The sequence below is a fragment of the Pseudomonas sp. P5_B2 genome, from assembly GCF_056400445.1.
In genome coordinates, this window is record NZ_JBFULH010001250.1 from 1 (window position 1) to 800 (window position 800).

At 55.7% G+C, this 800-nt stretch carries 1 pseudogene; it reads right to left on the reverse strand.

From position 1 onward, the window contains the following. A pseudogene (locus AC1DRJ_RS30550) lies at positions 1-800 on the reverse strand (amine oxidase); the annotation flags it as partial.

The window sequence follows — 800 nt, forward strand, 5'->3', positions numbered from 1 at the left end:
TCAATGAGCAAACCGTTGTTTCTTTCCCGGCAGTGTTCGTAGAAGGACTTTGCGCTTTCGTCGGTTTTCATGAACAGCAGGCATTCGTCCAGTGCTGCGAGTCCAATGTAGCGGGGCCTGTCGAAACTTAGCCCCATCGAGTCAAAAACGGCTTCGTCGTTCAGACAGGGTGAATCCAGGGGATCGCCAATTGAGTCGACCCGACCATGGATCAATTGTAGCTGGCTGCTGAATCCAAAAATGGCAGTGCGCAGGGGATAAAGGGAGCAGACGTCGTAAAAGGCACCCCAACTACCGTCGCCGATGCCAATGGCATAGAAGATCGCGGACTCCTCCGCGGACATTCCYATTCCGCCAAAGTCCCCCGGTGAGCTTTCATTCCAAGCTTGGAGGGTGGGCATGCTGACCAGATCGCGAAACGAAACGCTCTCGTATTTTTCGACGATTACAGCCCACATGACTTCCCATGCCTGACTGGCGTAAACCTCTGCAACGTGCCGGGTCATGCGATCGGCAAAGGCCTTCCACTTTGCATAAACCTTTTGCAGTGCTTCACCGGGCGGTGGTGTCTGGCCATCTTCATTTTTCCAGATCAGCATCTGGGGAGTCGGCCCGCCGCCCATGCTGCCCTCTCGCAGATAGATTCCGGTCGAAGTGACCCACTGGCTGCCGGGATTGGCAAAATCTGAAAACGCCAGGTCGAACGCCTTGGCGTAGTAAGCCATCAGTGACCGGCCCTCTGTCGGTGGCTCGTCCGCCCGATTAAAGAAGGGCATGCGCATGGCCCCCATTTCAAACGG